Consider the following 18,742-nt stretch of genomic DNA (forward strand, 5'->3'; position numbering starts at 1 on the left):
AAAGTTAACAGAAAGAATCTAATTTCATACTTTAATTTTCAAAATCTGATTGAATGTAATATCTTTGCATTAATAAACACGAAACAGGATGTCTGATAGCAAATACATTTCAATAAAAGGCGCAAAGGTAAACAACCTTAAGAATATAGACGTTGACATACCACGCAACAAACTGGTTGTCATAACCGGCCTTTCCGGCTCAGGAAAATCGTCATTGGCATTCGATACTCTTTATGCCGAGGGGCAAAGAAGATACGTAGAAAGCCTGTCATCGTATGCCCGCCAGTTTCTTGGCAGAATGGGTAAACCGGAATGTGATTTCATAAAAGGTATCCCGCCTGCAATAGCAATAGAACAGAAAGTAATAAGCCGTAATCCGCGTTCAACCGTAGGAACTTCTACTGAAATTTACGAATATCTGCGACTGTTGTTTGCAAGGGTAGGAAAAACATATTCACCGGTAAGCGGCGAACTGGTAAAAAAAGACAGTCCTGAAGATATTGTCAACTGTATGCTGTCGTATCCAAAAGGTACAAGATATACTGTATTGACTCTATTGCTTCCACGCGACGGGCGTACTCATCAGGAACAGTTGGATATGGACTTCAAGCAAGGTTTCACTCGTCTTGAAGTTGACGGAGAAATAGTCCGCATAGAAGACTATACCTACAACGAAAGCGACAAGGTATATCTGCTGATAGACCGTATGAGCTGCAATGATGACAAGGACTCCATAAGCCGACTGACTGATTCTGCCGAGACAGCGATGTACGAGGGTGACGGAACATGCATGTTACGTTTTTACATGCCCGACGGCGAAACAAGGCTTCACTGTTTCAGCACAAAATTCGAAGCCGACGGTATCAAGTTCGAAGAGCCTACAGACCAAATGTTTTCATTCAACTCACCTATCGGTGCATGCCCTACTTGTGAAGGGTTCGGCAAAATAATCGGCATAGACGAACACCTCGTAGTACCTAACAGAGCCTTAAGCGTTTACGATGGAGCCGTCATGTGCTGGCGAGGCGAGAAAATGGGCGAATGGCTTCAGGAATTCCTGCGTGAAGCGCCAAAACACAATTTCCCGATATTCACACCATATTACGAACTTACCGAAGAACAGAAAGATTATCTGTGGCACGGTCCGCGCGACAAGGTATGTATAGATACATTCTTCAAAATGCTGGAAGAAAACCAGTACAAGATTCAATACAGAGTAATGCTGGCACGCTACAGAGGTAAGACTACTTGTCCTACATGCAAAGGTGGCAGACTGAAGAAAGAAGCCACATACGTCAAGGTTGGAGGAAAAAATATTTGCCAGCTTGTGGATATGCCAGTAACCGAACTGAAAGAATTTTTCCGTACTCTGCAACTTAACGAGCATGACACATTGGTAGCCCAAAGACTTCTGAATGAAATAAACAGCCGTATCAATTTCCTCATCGATGTAGGATTAGGATATCTCACGCTTAACCGCCTTAGCAATACATTGTCGGGAGGTGAAAGCCAGCGTATCAATCTCGCTACGTCATTAGGAAGCAGTTTGGTCGGCTCTCTATATATACTTGACGAGCCAAGCATCGGGTTGCATAGCCGCGATACAGACAAACTTATAAAAGTGCTACGCCAGCTTCAGCAGCTTGGCAATACAGTAGTAGTGGTTGAGCACGATGAGGAAATAATCCGTGCTGCCGACTATATTATCGATATAGGTCCTAAAGCCGGACGACTTGGCGGTGAAGTAGTCTATAAGGGAGACATGAAGGACTTGCAGAAAGGAAGCAACAGCTACACGGTGAAATATCTGCTGGGCGAAGAAACAATTCCTCTCCCTCTAAGCCACCGTTCATGGAACAATTATATAGAAATAAAAGGGGCACGAGAAAACAATCTGAAGGGAATTGACGTAAAATTCCCGCTAAACATAATGACTGTAGTTACCGGGGTAAGCGGTTCCGGAAAGAGTACACTTGTACGCGACGTGTTCTATAAAGCGCTAAAACGTGAATACAGCGAGGCAAGTGAGCGTCCCGGAGAATTTGTCTCACTTGAAGGAGACATAAGGATGATAAACGACATTGAGTTTGTCGATCAGAATCCTATAGGAAAATCATCGCGAAGTAATCCTGTGACATACGTCAAGGCTTACGATGAAATCAGAAAACTGTTCGCCGAACAGCCTCTGTCCAAACAGATGGGATATTCTGCCGGATATTTTTCTTTCAACACCGAAGGCGGAAGATGCGAAGAATGTAAAGGTGAAGGTACAGTGACCGTAGAAATGCAATTCATGGCAGACCTTGTACTGGAATGCGAATCATGCCATGGGAAACGTTTCAAGAACGATGTTCTGGAAGTTAAATTTGAAGGCAAAAACATTTACGACATACTGGAGATGACAGTGAACCAGGCAATAGAATTCTTTACAGAACATAATCAGAAGAAGATTGTAAAGAAACTGATGCCACTGCAGGAAGTAGGTCTTGGATATATCAAATTGGGACAGTCATCTTCAACCTTGTCTGGAGGTGAAAACCAAAGAGTAAAACTTGCATATTTCCTCAGTGTGGAAAAATCTCAGCCTACGATATTCGTGTTTGACGAACCGACTACCGGTCTGCATTTCCACGATATAAAGAAATTGCTCGAAGCCTTTGACTCATTGATAGCGCGTGGACACACGATTGTTATTATAGAACATAACATGGACGTAATAAAATGTGCAGACTATGTAATCGATCTCGGTCCTGAGGGCGGCGACAAAGGCGGTAATCTGGTTATAGCAGGAACTCCGGAAGAAGTTGCCAAATGCGGTGCTTCCTATACCGGACAGTTTCTTGCAGAAAAAATGAACCTATAAAAAAATTACATACATATTTCTTTCCAAAGGTTGTGTAACGTACGTAAAAATGTTGCACAACCTTTGTTTTTATTATCTATTTACCATGAAAAAGACAAAATGAAACATGAACTAAAGAATTTGTTACATTAAGATATTACATATTTAGCCATAAGAACTAAATTTGCATCTGTTACGGAATATAAAAGGCCGTAAATAATACCAAGGAAAACATAAATATATAAACTGTCATGAATTTTAAAATCTTATTACAGACTGGTATTTTCTGTGCTATTCTATCTTCATGCGCACAAGAAAATAAGTACCCTTATCAAGACCCTTCATTATCACCTGAAGAAAGAGCTGAAGACCTGCTGAAACGACTCACTCTTGAAGAAAAAGCATTATTGATGCAAAATGAATCTCCGGCAATAGAAAGATTAGGAATAAAGGCATACGACTGGTGGAACGAAGCATTACACGGAGTGGCAAGAGCCGGATTGGCTACCGTTTACCCGCAAGCCATTGGTATGGCAGCATCGTTCGACAATGAGCTGTTATACGAAGTTTTCACGTCAGTGTCGGACGAAGCAAGAGCCAAATCTACAGAATTCAGCAAAAATGGAAAACTGAAAAGATATCAGGGACTGACAATGTGGACTCCAAACGTAAATATATTCAGAGACCCACGTTGGGGAAGAGGTCAGGAAACATACGGTGAGGACCCATATCTGACTTCACAAATGGGAGTTGCAGTAGTAAAAGGATTACAAGGTCCCGACGATGCCCAATACGACAAGCTTCATGCCTGTGCGAAGCATTATGCCGTACACTCAGGTCCGGAATGGAACAGACATAGTTTCAATGCCGAAAACATTTCTCCGAGGGACTTGTGGGAAACCTACCTCCCGGCTTTCAAAGAACTGGTTCAGGAAGCCGATGTAAAAGAAGTCATGTGTGCATACAATCGTTTCGAGGGTGAGCCCTGCTGTGGAAGCAACAGGCTGCTGACTCAGATTCTTCGCGACGAATGGGGCTTCGACGGTATAGTGGTTTCAGACTGTTGGGCCATCAACGATTTCTGGACAAAAGGGAATCATGAGACACATCCGGACAAGAACCACGCCATCGCTGACGCAGTATCTAACGGGACTGACCTTGAATGTGGTCCAAACTATTCTTCACTTCCTGAAGCCGTAAAAGCAGGACTCATAACAGAAGAACGTATAGACACTTCACTGAAAAGACTCCTTAAAGCCAGATTTGAATTAGGAGAAATGGACGAAAATACATCATGGAGCGAAATACCTTATTCTGTTGTAGATTCGAAAGAACATAAGGAACTTGCACTCAAGATGGCAAGAGAATCAATGGTACTTTTACAGAATAGAAACAATATCCTTCCACTTAGAGGAAATGAAAAAATTGCTCTTGTAGGGCCTAACGCCAACGATTCCATCATGCAGTGGGCAAACTACAATGGTTACCCATCACATACAATCACACTGCTGGAAGCTCTAAAAAATACTATTCCGGCTGAAAATCTGATTTACGAACAAGGTTGCGACCGCACAGAAACCACTACACTGGAAAGCACATTCAGCCAATGCAGTTATGACGGGAAACCTGGTTTCAAGGCTACATACTGGAATAATACAGAAATGAATGGCGAACCCGCAACCGTCACACACGTAAGTACACCTTTCCACTTCATCACTACAGGAGGTACAACTTTTGCTTCAGGAGTAAACATTCAGAACTTTTCAGCTAAATACGAAAGCATCCTGAAACCTGCAAAAGATACAGACATAAATTTCTGTTTCACCGCACATGCCCAAATTAAATTATACATAAACGGCGAAAACGTTGGAGAAGGAAGATTTATCAAAAACAACGAGAGTCTTTACACCCTCAAAGCAAAAGCCGGACAGGAATACGACATCACCATCGAATACATATTCAACAGTAACGACCGTGCCGCGTCATTGGATTTCGATATGGGTTACTACGTTCCTGTAAATTTACAGAAAAGCGTCAATAAGGTAAAAGATGCTGATATAATAATATTTGCCGGAGGTATCTCTCCTACTCTTGAAGGCGAAGAAATGTCTGTCAAAATACCAGGTTTCAAAGGTGGTGACAGAACTAATATAGAACTTCCGGAAATACAGAGAGAGTTTATCAAAAAGCTGAAAGCGGCCGGAAAGAAGATTGTTTACGTCAACTTCTCAGGCTCAGCTATGGGACTTGTTCCCGAATCACAGAATTGTGATGCCATTCTCCAGGCATGGTATCCAGGACAGGCGGGTGGACAGGCTGTAGCCGATGTCATCACAGGCAAGTACAATCCTGCAGGAAAACTTCCTATAACATTCTACAAGAATGTAGAACAAATACCAGATTTCGAGGATTATTCAATGAAGGGACGAACATACAGATATATGACAGAGAAACCTCTGTTCTGTTTCGGTCACGGATTAAGTTATACCACATTCGAATATGGTAAAGCTGACGTAAGCAGCAATACTCTTGAAGATGATAAAGAAATCACACTTACAATCCCGTTAAAAAATACAGGAAAGATGGATGGTGAAGAAGTGGTTCAGGTATATCTGAAATACAATAAAGACGCCGAAGGTCCTTCGCACGCGTTAAGAGGTTTCAAGAGAGTTGATATAGAAAAAGGAAAGACAAAGAACGTAGAATTCACTCTCGACAAAGAAGACTTTGAATGGTTCGATACTCAGAATAACACAATGAGAGCCATAGAAGGAGAATATACCATATATTATGGTGGCACTTCTGATATTAGTAAACTGAAAAAACTCACTGTTGAAGTGAAATAACAGTTATTTCTTGCATTCAACGAAAAAGAGTTGTAATTTTGAATTCAAAGAATACGACTCAAGCATGAATACAGAAATCATTAGTACATTATACAAACAAATTACCGGTCAGCAGCACGAATCAATCGAGCCGCTGACCGGTTCCGGTTCTAACCGTCAGTATTTCCGAATGACCGGCTGCCGCAGCCTGATAGCTGTATGCGGTGAATCTATACAAGAGAACAGAGCTTTCATTTACATGGCACGCCATTTCCGCACTAAGGGCATACCCGTTCCTGAAGTATTGGCTGTTTCAAACGACGAGAGCTGTTATATTCAGGAAGATCTTGGCGACACTCTCCTTTTCAATGCCATTGCCAATGGCAGAACTACAGGGATATTCAGTGACTCCGAAAAAGAGCTTATCCGTAAAAGCATATCCCGCCTTCCCTCGATACAGTTCAAAGGTGCAGAAGGAATGGATTTTGGTATGTGCTATCCACTTTCAGATTTCAACCGCCGTACAATAATGTGGGACTTGAACTATTTCAAATACTGCTTCCTTAAAGCTACCGGAATCAGTTTCAACGAAAATTCTCTTGAAGATGATTTCGAGACTTTGACAGATATTCTTCTTGACACACCATCCGAGACTTTCATGTACCGCGATTTCCAGAGCCGTAATGTTATAATAAAAGATAACGAACCATACTTTATTGATTTCCAGGGTGGTAGAAAAGGTCCTGTATATTACGATGTAGCATCATTCCTATGGCAGGCAAAGGCTAATTTCAATAGCGAGCTGAGAGAGGAGATGATTGATACATACATTGCAGAAGCAAACAAATATACTCACATTAATCAAGACGATTTCAAGAAGACATTACATCATTTCGTAATTTTCCGCACCATGCAGGTACTTGGCGCATACGGTTTCAGAGGATTGTTTGAACGGAAAGCCCATTTCATAGAAAGTATTCCATACGCTTTAAATAATCTTCAAACACTGTTTAAAAACCATTTAGACGAATATCCATATTTGAGCAAACTACTTGTTCAACTCTCCGAAATGGATATCAATGACATAACAATATTAAAACGATGAACACAGAAAAACAGCTTACAGTAAAAGTAATAAGTTTCTCCTATCGCAGAGGTATCCCTGAAGACAATTCCGGCAATGGAGGAGGATATGTTTTCGACTGCCGGTATGTACACAATCCGGGAAGATACGATGAATACAAGCCTTTGACAGGGCTTGACCAGCCTGTAATAGATTTTCTTGAAAAGGACGGCGAAATAACCGAGTTTCTTACAAACATATATGCTCTGACAGACGCACACGTGAAACGTTACATCGAAAGAGGATTTACTAACCTTATGATATGTTTCGGCTGTACGGGAGGGCAACACAGGTCAGTATATTCGGCCCAGCACACAGCCGAACACATTCACAAGAAATTCGATGTTAGGGTAGAACTTATCCATCGCGAACAGAACGTTGAACAAACTTTTGAAGCCAATACAGGAATATGAGAGCAATGATTTTTGCAGCCGGTCTGGGTACACGTCTCAAGCCTCTGACAGACACTATGCCTAAGGCACTTGTTCCTGTAGCAGGTAAACCTATGCTGGAACACGTAATAATGAAACTTAAAACAGCCGGATTTGATGACATAATTATAAATATCCATCACTTCGGAGAGCAGATTATCGACTTCCTCCACGCCAACAATAACTTCGGAGTGAATATCCATATAAGCGATGAAAGGGAAATGCTTCTTGACACAGGAGGAGGAATCAAACACGCTCTTGAGCTCTTCCCTACCGATGAACCAGTACTGATACATAACGTAGATATACTGTCGGATGTAGATTTAAGTCAGTTTTACGACTTTCATCTTCATACACGCAACGATGCCACTCTTCTGGTTAGCCAGAGGAAAACTTCACGCTATCTTATATTCAATAATGAAGACAGACTTTGCGGATGGATAAACAAGAGCAGTGGCGAGACAAAACCCGAAGATTTCGTATTTGATTCTTCAAAACATTCAGAATATGCCTTCAGCGGAATACATATAGTTTCGCCATCAATATTTAAATATATGGTAGATAAGTGGAACGGTAAGTTTCCTATAATAGACTTCTATTTAGGGACATGCCATGAAGCACGCTTCGGAGCATGTGTAAAACCGGAAATTAAACTTATAGATATAGGAAAACCGGAAACACTGGAGAAAGCTAATGAATTTATAAATATGATATAACATTAAAGGCGGCTCGCAAGAACCGCCTTTAATATTATATTATCAATCCCAAAGTTTAAGTCTGTTTTCGCGAGCCTCATCCAGAGATACCACATTCACCTTCTTTTCCTGATGGGCTTCAGTCAAAGCTTTATATTCATCATACAGTTCTTTCACGAATATATCTTTCTGCTCCGGATTAAGCAGTTTAGATGCCACAGGAGCATTTTGCGAGGCATCCTTAAGATATACCACCGGAGCATGATATGACGGAGCTATTTTCAAGGCAGTATGGAGTTTGGATGTCGTAGCCCCTCCAATCAATACAGGAATATTAAGTCCGGCACGCTCCATCTCGGATACTGTATGTACCATTTCATCAAGCGAAGGAGTAATCAATCCGCTCAACCCTACTATATCAACCTTCTCGCGAATGGCTGTCTCAATAATTTTTTCTGCCGGAACCATCACTCCAAGGTCTATTATCTCGAAGTTATTGCATGCCATAACAACTCCTACAATATTCTTTCCTATGTCGTGCACATCACCTTTAACCGTAGCCAAGAGGACTTTTCCAGCACTCGCAGCACCTTCTTTCTTCTCTGCTTCTATATATGGCTGAAGCACGGCAACAGCCTTTTTCATAGTACGGGCAGTCTTAACGACTTGAGGAAGAAACATCTTACCGGAACCGAAAAGCTCACCCACATGATTCATTCCGGCCATCAGCGGACCTTCGATGATACTCACCGCATTAGGATATCCGGCAAGAGCCTCATGAAGATCTTCTTCAAGAAAATCACTTACACCTTTCACCAATGCATATTTCAATCTATCCTCAACTGAAGTCCCATCCCGCCATACTATTTTAGACGAAGAGGCGTCTCCTTCTGTTTGACCTTCCTTTTCTGCTTTCATGCGTTCGGCTGTCTCTATCAGCCTTTCTGCGGCATCCGGACGACGGTTGAGTACAACATCTTCTATTCTTTCAAGCACATCTGCAGGAATATCAGTGTATATAACAGATGTTCCCGGATTTACAATTCCCATATCCATACCCTGCTGAATGGCGTGATAAAGGAATACTGCATGCATAGCCTCACGTATATAATTGTTTCCTCGGAATGAGAAAGAAAGGTTACTCACTCCGCCGCTGATATGCGCTCCAGGAAGATTCTTCTTTATCCACCCAGTAGCACGGATGAAATCTACAGCATAATTATTATGCTCTTCTATTCCGGTTGCCACAGCCAACACGTTAGGGTCGAATATAATATCGTGCGGATTGAATCCTACCACCTCTGTCAGAATGCGGTATGCACGTTCGCACACTGAAATCTTGCGTTCGTATGTATCAGCCTGTCCCTGCTCGTCGAATGCCATTACTATTACTGCTGCTCCGAATGCTTTCACCGTGCGTGCATGTTCTATAAACACCTCTTCGCCTTCCTTCAGCGAGATAGAATTCACAACACACTTGCCTTGTACACATTTCAGTCCGGCGAGGATAACATCCCATTTAGAAGAGTCTATCATCACAGGCACTCGTGCTATTTCCGGTTCCGAAGCAAGTAGATTCAGGAAAGTAGTCATCTCCGACACAGCATCAAGCAGACCATCATCCATATTGACATCTATCACAAGAGCACCATCTTCCACTTGCTTTCTTGCAATGGAAAGGGCCTCATCATATTTCTTTTCGTTTATCAGACGGAGAAACTTTCTTGAACCGGCGACATTACATCTTTCGCCTACATTGACGAATCTCACTTCCGGAGTAAGTTCCATAAGTTCAAGACCTGAAAGCCACATATACTGAGGTTTTGCCACAGGCTTATGCGGAACAGCATCCTTTATCAAGTCCTGATATTTGGCTATGTACTCCTCAGTGGTACCGCAGCAACCACCGATAATATTCACCAGTCCTTCATCGATATACTCTCTTACCTCGTCTGCCATCTGCTCCGGAGTCTGATCATATTGCCCTAAGCTGTTAGGCAGACCGGCATTAGGATACGCACTTATATAATAAGGTGCGCGGGCAGCCAGAGATTCCAGGAAAGGTTTCAGTTGTTTAGCTCCAAACGAACAGTTAAGTCCGACAGACAATATATCAGCATGCTGTACAGATGCAAGAAAAGCGTCAAGAGTCTGACCCGAGAGAGTCCGTCCGGCAATATCGGATACTGTAACAGAAAGCATCAAAGGCACTTTCCTACCAATCATCTGCATAGATTTGTAGGCAGCCATTATAGCAGCTTTTGCATTCAGAGTATCGAAAATGGTTTCGATTAATATAGCGTCCACACCACCTTCGAGCAATGCTTCCATCTGTATGCAGTATGCTGAGCATAAGTCATCGAATGTCAATGCACGGTAAGCTGGATTGTTCACGTCAGGACTCATCGAACAAGTCTTGTTTGTAGGTCCCACCGAACCGGCTACAAACCTCGGTTTGTCAGGATTCATTGCAGTAAACTCATCTGCCACCTTTCTTGCCAGACGTGCAGCCTCAAGATTAATCTCACGACAAAGATGTTCTGCATGATAGTCGGCCATCGACACAGGAGTGGCATTGAAACTGTTTGTTTCAATAATGTCAGCACCTGCCAGAAGATATTTACGATGAATTTCCTCAATTACGTCAGGACGTGTAAGACAAAGCAGGTCGTTATTTCCTTTCTGCTGTCCCGGGAGTTCCTTGAAACGTTCTCCCCGGAAATCCTCTTCAGTAAGTCCATATCGTTGTATCATCGTACCCATGGCCCCGTCAAGAACCAGAATACGCTCGTTCAGAAGTTGTTGTATTGATTTTGTAAGCATATAATATGTTATCTCTTGAACATACGGTCCATCATTCTCTTGTCGTCTTTCTCCTTAAGTGTTTCACGCTTGTCGTACTGTTTCTTACCCTTAGCAAGTGCTATAACCACCTTAGCGAGTCCTCTTTCATTGATAAACATACGTGTAGGGACAATGGTAAATCCTGTTTCCTGTATTCCGCGCTGCAATTTGCGAAGTTCCTTTTTATTAAGTAGAAGCTTGCGGTCTCGGCGTGCCAGATGATTATTGTATGAGCCATAAAAATACTCTGCAATATGCATATTCTTAACCCAAAGTTCTCCTTTCGAGAAAAAACAAAACGTATCAACAAGACTCGCCTTACCCTGTCTGATAGACTTAATCTCTGTTCCCGTAAGTACTATTCCGGCAGTATATGTGTCAATAAATTCATAATCGAACGAGGCACGCTTATTCTTGATATTTATATTATTATTGGTAGTATTTTTCATCTTATAATAAATTTATTCCTGCAACAAGAGATTACCTGAGTGTTGCAGAAAGTACATTAAACACTATTTCAATAAAAGTAGGACAAAGCAATATCACCACAGTTGCCAAAAGAGTAAACAGTGTAACCTTATCCTCACGCAACCGCAGGAACCCCCGTGTACCTTCGAACACCACAAACAGTGTATAAATCTGCAAAATTATCAGCAATAGCTTAAGCGACAGAAGACTGCTTAAAATATCAAGTACAAATTTCACAGTCATTGAGTATGCCACAAATACTGTAACCTTATCCTTTGATACAACGTCAGGGAACCATTTCTGCAATATTCTGTCAAGCAAATATACGGAAAGGAAAAAACCTCCGAACAATGCTACAGCCACAGCACAACAATTTGACAAAGCTACCTGAAACACATCAGGAATAAACTCTTTACCAAAAAAAGTTCCTATAAACTCACTCACAGCGCAGAGTCCTATCATTGGATAAACAAAATTGGGAAGAACCGATTTTGATTCTCCTTCAGATGAAATCTGTTCCCATGCTCTTGCCGGTGACGAAAGTATAAATAATGTTCTCGACAATAAATCCTTGTAATTCAATTTTTCTAAGTTTTAAGTTTCTAATCCATTGATAATCTTGACTAATACCTTAATCAAACCTTTTCCCTTCGCACAAAGGAATTTGAACTGCAAATTTATAAAAAAGAACGATAAAGCCCATTTAGCAGATATGATATTTTTCGTACAAACAATCATTCAGCAGAAAACAGATAAAAAAGAACGGACTTTAAACACTTTTTATCAGTTATTAAAGTCCGTCTAAGCTTAATAAGAATTATATTGGATTAATTATTAGAATTCTTATTGAAATATTCTACAATAGATTTATAATCAATTGTTATATCACTATCTTTTGCATTTTTATCATCCACTGCAGCAGAATAAGTATTCTGTTTAAACTTGATAATTATTTCATCAGGTTCACTTCCTGCCAAAACATAATTCAGATTAAAATGACGAGTCTCAGTTCCGTAATTTTTTCTATCATCATTATTTTCAGGGTCTGCAACAACATGATTTAAATACAAAACTACAGTACCATCTTTCACATCTTCATCATCTTCAGCATTAGCCTTTGACAAATAAAATGAATGTTTAGCCAATTCTTCTTTTAAATCATCTTTATCACTTGAATATTCGTAATAATAAGTCAGATCCAAAAACATATTTACCTTATCAAAGAAACTTGCTGAACTTGAAACTTTATACATGCCAGTATTTGCTTCAATTGTTTCGTAAGCATATTTAATTTCATCTATAGGTGCCAGATAAAGGATATCAGCATCTATTTTGTTATTTTCAGAATTCAGATTAAGAGTTCTTGTATCATATTTATATGTTACCCGTGCAAATTCATTATTTATACTGGTAGTAAACAAACTTTGATCATTCGGCTCTACAGTATAACCATAAATACTACTAAAAGAATATAACCCCATGAAATTATTGACTTTCATAACTTCCGTAACTGTATTATACGGATCCGGCTCACCCAAACATGAACTCAATCCCAACATAACCATCAATGCGGTAAAAAACACCGCGAACTTTGTTTTCTTCATAAATCTCTATATTCTTTAAAAATTAATAAACTAAACTATAAATGATACAAATGTACAAATACTGCATGAGAAACTAAAAAATTTATTCTATTTCCGCAAAATCTTCCAAATGATTGTCCACATATTCAGCTATTGTCGCAGTAACCATCTCTTCCATATCCATGAAGCGTTCTTCCAAATCATCGAAAGCCTCATACCGTTCGTACATAGCCATAAATTCCTCGTCAGTACATTCCTTTTGTAAATCCGCCTTATTGGCGTCATATATAACTTTAGCATCATATATCAGTTTGGAGAATTCCTTTGCGCCAAACAATCGCATAGCCTTAGCAAACGGATTTTCAAAGATATAAAGTCCGTAACCATTCTGTATAAGCTGAACGAAGCCACCTTCCAACACTTCCTCACGAAAGAAATGATATCCCAACAATGAATGTTGGTAACCATTAAGCAAAGGCATTGTTTCTGCATTAAGTTCTCCACCTGTCACTTCCATGTATTTGTCTGTAAAGACTTTAAGGAAAGCATCCATACCATCCTCTGCCCCCTTACGTAAATCTGCGTCGGACACTGTTATTTTCTTTATTTCCATGCGTAAAATAATATTTTTACAAAGGAAATATTTTTTCGCGAAACATACAAAATTTTTGTAGTCAATAGCTTTAAAAAACGACCTGTCATTCGATTTAAAATGACCTGTCATTTAAAGTAAAATGACAAGGCGTTTTAATTAAAACGTATCAGCATAAAAAAACATATAAATAATAACTTAAGCTTAACCGACTTTTATATCTTTGCATTCAATAAAAAAAAGAATTGGACTATGAATAAAGGCATAACTTGCTTCATAATTGAAGGGGACAGAAACATTTCGGAACAAATATTCTCTGAATGCGGCAGAATAAAGCAGATTTACAAGATAGGGATAAATGAAATAAATTCAACATCAGGAATAAAGACCATCACAAAACAATCGGACACAGAATTTATTCTACTTTATATAAAACCTTATCCACTACAACTCGGATATAAAGCCATAGAACGTATGGCGGACTATCTTGCTCCTCAGAATTCCGGAATGGTGTATTCCGACCATTACATTATAAAGGAAAACATTCGCTCACCACATCCTGTAATCGACTATCAGGAAGGAAGTGTACGCGATGACTTCGATTTCGGTTCGCTGATAATGTTCCGTACAGACATATTCCGTAAAGCGACAGAATGTCTGAAAACACAGAAAGATTACATGTATTCCGGTCTTTACGCGTTGCGACTGGCAGTGTCAAGAATATCAAAAATCGTACATATCAGGGAGTTTCTATATACAGAGGTGGAAGACGACTTGCGAAAATCAGGCGAGAAACAGTTCGATTATGTTGACCCTCGCAATCGCGCTGTACAGATTGAGCGAGAAGAGGCTTTTACATATCATCTTAAAAAAATAGGCGCATTTCTGCCGCAAAGGACAAAGCTGATTAACACAAATGAAGGACACTTCGAATATGAGGCTTCAGTTATCATTCCTGTGAGAAACAGAGTGAAGACTATTGATAATGCAATAAAATCGGTTCTCGAACAGGTAACGGATTTCAAATTCAACATTATTATAATTGACAACCATTCCACTGACGGAACTACAGAATGTATAGACCGATATAAAGACAATAAAAAAGTAATTCACCTCGTTCCGGAACGCACGGACCTCGGCATAGGTGGTTGCTGGAACTTGGGTATAGACCATCCTGAATGCGGACGTTACGCCGTACAGCTTGACAGCGACGACCTCTACAGCAGTCCTCATACTCTGCAAACCATTGTGGACAAGTTCCGCACGGAGAAATGCGCGATGGTAATTGGCTCATACAGAATGACAAACTTCAGTCTTGAAACATTGCCACCGGGAGTGATTGACCATAAGGAATGGACCGACGAGAACGGACATAACAATGCCTTGCGCATAAACGGACTTGGGGCTCCACGTGCCTTCTACACACCTCTGCTGCGAGAGATAAGAGTACCGAACACCAGCTATGGCGAGGATTATGCTTTAGGGCTGGCTTTTTCAAGAAATTACAGGATTGGAAGGGTTTACGATGTGGTATATCTGTGCCGCCGTTGGGAAGGAAATTCTGACGCGGCATTGAGCATTGAGAAAATAAACCAGAACAATTCATACAAGGACAGTCTGCGTACACTGGAAATAAATATGAGACAAGGACTGGCAAAAAGGGAAGCTGAAGATTTTACAGCCGGACAGTTCGGGAAATGGGAACTTTGTCGCAAAAATCATGAGGCGCTGAAAGACATAAAAACAAAATGTTTCAATATCGACGGTAATCTGATAAAGGTACAGTTCAATCCTGCAAGAGCCGTATCCACACTTGCCAAGCTGGACAAATCGTCCATCGAGGCGCGTCCATGCTTCCTATGCATGAAGAACAAGCCTGAGGAACAGGATTCCATAAACATTGACGCAGGGATGAAGTTCAGCATCAGAATAAACCCATACCCTATCCTGACGGGACATCTGACCATCTCATCCGAAGAGCATATACCACAGACACTTGCCGATAAAGCGGAAATGCAATTACCCGGAAAAATTCTTGAAAAGGTTGAGGATTATTTCGGTCAGGGATACGCCATATTCTATAATGGCGCGAAATGCGGCGCTTCGGCTCCTGACCATTTTCATTTCCAGGCTGCAAAGAAAGAGGACATTCCTTTCATCTCACAGTGGAATGAATTATTCAAATCGGCTACATGTAACGGTTCCACCAAAATGGAAAATGGAGACACCTGCTACAGCTATACTGTAAACAGTTTTGTGTGTCCTATTAAGGTTTTCACTTCATTATCCGGCAATATAGATACAGGCTTATTACTCGGCTATCTGGATTCACTGCCAAAGCATGAAGGTGAGTCCGAAGCAAGATACAACATGTTTGCCTGGAGAGAACAGGACGATGTATTCTGCGCGGCATTTTTCCCAAGAGATAAACACCGTCCGTCATGCTATTTCGCCGAAGGTGGGGAACAGATTTTCGTAAGTCCGGGAGCACTGGATATGGCCGGACTGATAGTAACTCCACGCGAAGAGGATTTCAATAAAATAGATGAGACAGACATAAAAAAAATTTACAAAGAAGTTTCGTTATGAAAAGGCCTTATATAAATGTAGGAATAATAACCGGCAAAGAAATTTCACTCATACTGAACGGGAAGTTCAATACCGGCGAAGGCTATACATATACCGGAGAATTAAGAGCGTCTGTCACTGCCGACGGAAAGATTTTATTGAACGGGAATGAGACTGAAGCTATAGAATTCATTCCTCAGGAAGACAACTGCTCATTTACACTGCATAATGTCACCATAGGTATCTCCTATCACTGGGAAAGACAGGAGGAACAGACTTTCACCGGAAAGCTGAAACTTATTACAGACGGAGAAAATGTGATAGCTGTAAACGTGTTGCCGGTTGAAGATTATCTGGTGAGTGTGATTTCTTCCGAGATGAGTGCCACTTCGTCTTTGGAATTTCTTAAATCGCATGCGATAATATCACGAAGCTGGCTTCTTGCACAGATTGAAAACAGGGATAAGAAAACCGTACATAAATCCTTACAACAAAATATTCAGGATGATAAGGACTGCCTTATACGCTGGTACGACCGTGAGGACCATACACTGTTCGATGTATGTGCCGACGACCATTGCCAAAGATACCAGGGGATAACAAAAGCCTCAAATCCATCGGTAGCAAAGGCTGTGAAAGAGACAGAAGGAATGGTACTTATGTATGGTGATGAGATATGCGACGCACGATTCTCCAAATGCTGTGGAGGAGTATCCGAAACATTCGATACGTGTTGGGAAGATAAGGACTATCCATATCTGCAACCGGTTTCAGACAATACGGACAATCAGACCATACCAGACCTCAGTATTGAAGAAAATGCCGAGAAATGGATACGCAGCACACCCGAAGCATTCTGCGATACGCATGACGTGAATGTGCTAAGACAAATTCTGAACAATTATGATCAGGAGACCACAGATTTCTATCGCTGGAAAGTGGAATACTCGCAAAAGGAAATTTCTGAACTTATTCACAGAAAAACAGGAATTGACTTCGGTGAGATTAAAGACCTTATACCAATGCAAAGAGGTAAATCCGGAAGAATATCAAAACTGAAAATTGTCGGTACACGGCGTAGTATGGTTATCGGTAAGGAACTCGAGATACGAAGGGCTTTATCGGAAAGCCATCTGTTCAGTTCGGCTTTTGTAGTGGACAAAACTGATGTTACGGACAGTGTTCCTTCAGAGTTTACTATAACCGGTGCCGGATGGGGACATGGTGTAGGATTATGTCAGATAGGCGCTGCCGTAATGGGAGAAAAAGGTTATTCCTACAATAAAATTCTTTTACATTATTATAGAAATGCTGAAATAAGAAAATTATACTGATGAACAATACAATGAAAACACACTCGCCGTGGGCTTGGGTGCCTTCGCTATATTTTGCCGAAGGACTGCCCTACGTGGCGGTAATGATAATATCGCTCGTGATGTACAAGCGAATGGGAATATCGAACACTGAAATCGCTTTATATACAAGCTGGCTCAATCTGCCCTGGGTCATCAAGCCGCTTTGGAGTCCGTTTATAGACATCATAAAGACCAAACGCTACTGGATAACTTCAATGCAGTTGCTTATTGGAGCAGGGCTTGCGGGAATAGCTTTCACAATACCTACAGACTCGTTTCTGCAAACCACTCTCGCAATATTCTGGCTTATGGCTTTCAGCTCGGCAACCCACGACATCGCTGCCGACGGTTTCTATATGATAGGTCTGTCGCAACACGAACAGGCTTTGTTTGTAGGTATAAGAAGCACTTTCTATCGTTTGGCGACCATCACCGGTCAGGGGGGACTGATAATGCTTGCAGGATATCTGGAAACTACTGGCGGAAACATAAGCCGCGCATGGAGCATCACTTTCTATATTCTTTCGGGACTGTTCATCGGACTTTGGCTGTATCACAGATATATTCTTCCGCGCCCATCATCGGATATCACAGTACACAACAATTCTTCAAGCGGAATATTCTCTTCATTTTTAGAGACATTCCGTTCGTTCTTCAGGAAAGAACAGGCAGCCACAGCAATACTTTTCATGCTTCTTTACCGTCTGCCGGAAGCACAGCTTGCTAAGATGGGTATCCCTTTCCTGCTCGACCCCATAGAAAGAGGCGGCATGGCGATGACTACCGAACAGATTGGCTTCACACAAGGTACGGTCGGAGTAATCGGACTAACAATAGGCGGAATACTCGGAGGAATTGCCGTTTCGCGCCACGGTCTGAAAAAATGGTTATGGCCTATGGTATGGGCCATATCGCTTCCGGACATTGTCTATGTATATCTCAGCTTCTTCCAGCACAGCAGTCTGGCTGTAATAAACCTGTGCGTGTTTATAGAACAGTTCGGCTATGGCTTCGGATTTACCGCCTACATGCTTTATCTGATTTATTTCTCACAGGGAGAAAGCAAGACCGCACATTATGCCATCTGTACAGCATTCATGGCATTAGGAATGATGCTTCCGGGAATGATTGCAGGATGGCTTCAGGAAACAATGGGATATCGTATGTTCTTTATTTGGATTATGGTATGTACTACAGCAACTTTTGGGGTTACCTCACTACTGAAAATAGATAATAGCTTTGGAAAGAAATGAATGTACTATCCTTTTGTTTTTTCATATAAACATATATCTTTGCGATATAATAACATAAAAAAGTTCCTATGTTTAAAATCGGAAGTGACGGATAACATAAGATAGCACTAAAAAAGCTATACCATTATAGTTAACTTTGTATATAAGAGAAAAACAATATTAA

At 41.0% G+C, this 18,742-nt stretch carries 11 protein-coding genes and 1 pseudogene; 7 read left to right on the forward strand and 5 right to left on the reverse strand.

The features are described from left to right. Window positions 1-88: 88 nt before the first annotated feature. The 4 genes and pseudogenes from uvrA to H6A27_RS07290 all read left to right on the forward strand — a co-directional run bounded on the left by uvrA (window position 89) and on the right by H6A27_RS07290 (window position 7,937). Entirely contained in the window at window positions 89-2,863 is a 2,775-nt protein-coding gene (gene uvrA / locus H6A27_RS07275) for an excinuclease ABC subunit UvrA (protein ID WP_204402903.1), read from the forward strand. A 230-nt stretch (window positions 2,864-3,093) separates the two neighbouring features. Continuing rightward, window positions 3,094-5,688 carry a xylan 1,4-beta-xylosidase gene (gene xyl3A, locus H6A27_RS07280; RefSeq protein ID WP_204508140.1) on the forward strand — a complete coding sequence of 865 codons (2,595 nt, stop codon included), beginning with the start codon at window positions 3,094-3,096 and terminating at the stop codon, window positions 5,686-5,688. A gap of 64 nt (window positions 5,689-5,752) precedes the next feature. Then, window positions 5,753-7,203: pseudogene (locus H6A27_RS07285) on the forward strand (RapZ C-terminal domain-containing protein). Further along, the gene (locus H6A27_RS07290; RefSeq protein ID WP_204508141.1) at window positions 7,200-7,937 is read left to right on the forward strand and encodes a nucleotidyltransferase family protein; all 738 of its coding nucleotides are present in this window, start codon (window positions 7,200-7,202) and stop codon (window positions 7,935-7,937) included. The pseudogene H6A27_RS07285 and the gene H6A27_RS07290 overlap by 4 nt, the downstream one beginning before the upstream one ends. A gap of 42 nt (window positions 7,938-7,979) precedes the next feature. Here the strand turns inward: H6A27_RS07290 and metH are convergent, their stop codons facing one another. From metH to H6A27_RS07315, 5 genes are all read right to left on the reverse strand, one after another. After that, the gene (metH, locus tag H6A27_RS07295; RefSeq protein WP_204508142.1) at window positions 7,980-10,739 is read right to left on the reverse strand and encodes a methionine synthase; all 2,760 of its coding nucleotides are present in this window, start codon (window positions 10,737-10,739) and stop codon (window positions 7,980-7,982) included. A gap of 8 nt (window positions 10,740-10,747) precedes the next feature. Continuing rightward, window positions 10,748-11,209: an SsrA-binding protein gene (smpB, locus tag H6A27_RS07300; RefSeq protein WP_154042982.1), complete on the reverse strand. Its 462-nt coding sequence runs from the start codon at window positions 11,207-11,209 to the stop codon at window positions 10,748-10,750. Between the two features lie 31 nt (window positions 11,210-11,240). Then, entirely contained in the window at window positions 11,241-11,810 is a 570-nt protein-coding gene (locus H6A27_RS07305) for a YIP1 family protein (RefSeq protein ID WP_204405040.1), read from the reverse strand. A 245-nt stretch (window positions 11,811-12,055) separates the two neighbouring features. Further along, window positions 12,056-12,832 (reverse strand): hypothetical protein, encoded by a 777-nt coding sequence (locus H6A27_RS07310; protein WP_204508143.1) that lies wholly within the window; start codon window positions 12,830-12,832, stop codon window positions 12,056-12,058. Window positions 12,833-12,914: 82 nt separating this feature from the next. Next, window positions 12,915-13,424 (reverse strand): DMP19 family protein, encoded by a 510-nt coding sequence (locus tag H6A27_RS07315; protein ID WP_204405042.1) that lies wholly within the window; start codon window positions 13,422-13,424, stop codon window positions 12,915-12,917. Between the two features lie 231 nt (window positions 13,425-13,655). On the opposite strand from H6A27_RS07315, the gene H6A27_RS15140 reads away from it, so the two are divergent. The 3 genes from H6A27_RS15140 to H6A27_RS07325 are packed head-to-tail and all read left to right on the forward strand — an operon-like array spanning window position 13,656 to window position 18,579. After that, the gene (locus tag H6A27_RS15140) at window positions 13,656-15,992 is read left to right on the forward strand and encodes a DUF4922 domain-containing protein (protein ID WP_239469600.1); all 2,337 of its coding nucleotides are present in this window, start codon (window positions 13,656-13,658) and stop codon (window positions 15,990-15,992) included. Beyond that, window positions 15,989-17,305 carry a SpoIID/LytB domain-containing protein gene (locus H6A27_RS15145; RefSeq protein ID WP_239469601.1) on the forward strand — a complete coding sequence of 439 codons (1,317 nt, stop codon included), beginning with the start codon at window positions 15,989-15,991 and terminating at the stop codon, window positions 17,303-17,305. The genes H6A27_RS15140 and H6A27_RS15145 overlap by 4 nt, the downstream gene beginning before the upstream one ends. Continuing rightward, window positions 17,305-18,579 carry an MFS transporter gene (locus H6A27_RS07325; protein ID WP_420867847.1) on the forward strand — a complete coding sequence of 425 codons (1,275 nt, stop codon included), beginning with the start codon at window positions 17,305-17,307 and terminating at the stop codon, window positions 18,577-18,579. Before H6A27_RS15145 ends, H6A27_RS07325 begins: the two co-directional genes overlap by 1 nt. Window positions 18,580-18,742: the final 163 nt, after the last annotated feature.

It is taken from the genome of Bacteroides caecigallinarum (assembly GCF_016902295.1).
Classification (GTDB): domain Bacteria; phylum Bacteroidota; class Bacteroidia; order Bacteroidales; family Bacteroidaceae; genus Phocaeicola; species Phocaeicola caecigallinarum_A.

Coding starts and splice junctions, on each gene's coding strand:
- uvrA (WP_204402903.1), top strand. CDS start 89: ATGTCTGATAGCAAATACATTTCAATAAAAGGCGCAAAGGTAAACAAC.
- xyl3A (WP_204508140.1), top strand. CDS start 3,094: ATGAATTTTAAAATCTTATTACAGACTGGTATTTTCTGTGCTATTCTA.
- H6A27_RS07290 (WP_204508141.1), top strand. CDS start 7,200: ATGAGAGCAATGATTTTTGCAGCCGGTCTGGGTACACGTCTCAAGCCT.
- metH (WP_204508142.1), bottom strand. CDS start 10,739: ATGCTTACAAAATCAATACAACAACTTCTGAACGAGCGTATTCTGGTT.
- smpB (WP_154042982.1), bottom strand. CDS start 11,209: ATGAAAAATACTACCAATAATAATATAAATATCAAGAATAAGCGTGCC.
- H6A27_RS07310 (WP_204508143.1), bottom strand. CDS start 12,832: ATGAAGAAAACAAAGTTCGCGGTGTTTTTTACCGCATTGATGGTTATG.
- H6A27_RS07315 (WP_204405042.1), bottom strand. CDS start 13,424: ATGGAAATAAAGAAAATAACAGTGTCCGACGCAGATTTACGTAAGGGG.
- H6A27_RS15140 (WP_239469600.1), top strand. CDS start 13,656: ATGAATAAAGGCATAACTTGCTTCATAATTGAAGGGGACAGAAACATT.
- H6A27_RS15145 (WP_239469601.1), top strand. CDS start 15,989: ATGAAAAGGCCTTATATAAATGTAGGAATAATAACCGGCAAAGAAATT.
- H6A27_RS07325 (WP_420867847.1), top strand. CDS start 17,305: ATGAACAATACAATGAAAACACACTCGCCGTGGGCTTGGGTGCCTTCG.